The organism is Bacilliculturomica massiliensis (assembly GCF_900605495.1).
Lineage (GTDB): Bacteria > Bacillota > Clostridia > Peptostreptococcales > Anaerovoracaceae > Bacilliculturomica > Bacilliculturomica massiliensis.
On record NZ_LR027593.1, the window covers coordinates 1 to 1,844 of the forward strand.

Annotated in this window: 1 rRNA gene; it reads left to right on the forward strand. The window is 51.2% G+C overall.

From position 1 onward, the window contains the following. Nucleotides 1-293 precede the first annotated feature (293 nt). Nucleotides 294-1,812 (forward strand): 16S ribosomal RNA (locus E0E37_RS01190). Nucleotides 1,813-1,844: the final 32 nt, after the last annotated feature.

The following is a 1,844-nucleotide window of genomic DNA, read 5'->3' on the forward strand; positions in this document are numbered from 1 at the left end:
ATGAACCTTGATAACTCCATAGTGTAGAAATTGAGTCAAAGAGAACATTAAGTTGTTCTCAACTGGAGAACCGGCTTCGGCCGGCAGACTTCAGGAAAGATTCAAGTACAAACAATCAACACCATGATTGGTAAGAACATTCAAACGCAAGTTTGGAGGTTCGCGTACAATTTCTTTAAAAACAACAATAATTCTGAATGCGTAAGCATACAGAAAAGCGAAACGCGATGCGTTTGGCTGAGTCGAAAGACAAACTTGATTTAAAGAGTTCTTCGGAACTGTTTAGATACCATTTTATTAAGAGTTTGATCCTGGCTCAGGATGAACGCTGGCGGCGTGCCTAACACATGCAAGTCGAGCGGGAAATCTTGGAACGATACTTTGGTAAAGGGAAGAGATGGATAGCGGCGGACGGGTGAGTAACGCGTAGGTAACCTGCCTCATGCAGAGGGATAGCCTCGGGAAACTGGGATTAATACCTCATAATGCGGAGGAGTCACATGGCTCCATCGCCAAAGATTTATCGGCATGAGATGGACCTGCGTCTGATTAGTTAGTTGGTGAGGTAACGGCTCACCAAGGCAGCGATCAGTAGCCGACCTGAGAGGGTAATCGGCCACATTGGAACTGAGACACGGTCCAAACTCCTACGGGAGGCAGCAGTGGGGAATATTGCACAATGGGCGCAAGCCTGATGCAGCAACGCCGCGTGAGCGATGAAGGTCTTCGGATCGTAAAGCTCTGTCCTAGGGGAAGAATATATGACGGTACCCTTGGAGGAAGCCCCGGCTAACTACGTGCCAGCAGCCGCGGTAATACGTAGGGGGCGAGCGTTATCCGGAATTATTGGGCGTAAAGAGTTCGTAGGTGGTTTTGTAAGCGCGGGGTTTAAGGCAACGGCTCAACCGTTGTTCGCCTTGCGAACTGCAAGACTTGAGTGCGGGAGAGGAAAGTGGAATTCCTAGTGTAGCGGTGAAATGCGTAGATATTAGGAGGAACACCAGTGGCGAAGGCGACTTTCTGGACCGTAACTGACACTGAGGAACGAAAGCGTGGGGAGCAAACAGGATTAGATACCCTGGTAGTCCACGCCGTAAACGATGAGCACTAGGTGTCGGGGCCGCAAGGTTTCGGTGCCGCAGTTAACGCATTAAGTGCTCCGCCTGGGGAGTACGCACGCAAGTGTGAAACTCAAAGGAATTGACGGGGACCCGCACAAGCAGCGGAGCATGTGGTTTAATTCGAAGCAACGCGAAGAACCTTACCAGGGCTTGACATCCCGATGACCGGCAGGTAACGCTGCCTTCTCTTCGGAGCATCGGTGACAGGTGGTGCATGGTTGTCGTCAGCTCGTGTCGTGAGATGTTGGGTTAAGTCCCGCAACGAGCGCAACCCTTGTCATTAGTTGCCAGCAGTTCGGCTGGGCACTCTAGTGAGACTGCCGGGGACAACTCGGAGGAAGGTGGGGATGACGTCAAATCATCATGCCCCTTATGTTCTGGGCTACACACGTGCTACAATGGCCGGTACAGAGAGACGCAAGACTGCGAAGTGGAGCAAAACTCTAAAACCGGTCCCAGTTCGGATTGTAGGCTGCAACTCGCCTACATGAAGTTGGAGTTGCTAGTAATCGCGAATCAGAATGTCGCGGTGAATGCGTTCCCGGGTCTTGTACACACCGCCCGTCACACCATGGAAGTTGGGGGCGCCCGAAGTTGGTCAACAAATCGATTACCTAAGGCGAAACCAATGACTGGGGTGAAGTCGTAACAAGGTAGCCGTATCGGAAGGTGCGGCTGGATCACCTCCTTTCTAAGGAGACTTCAATTTCTACACTATGAGTT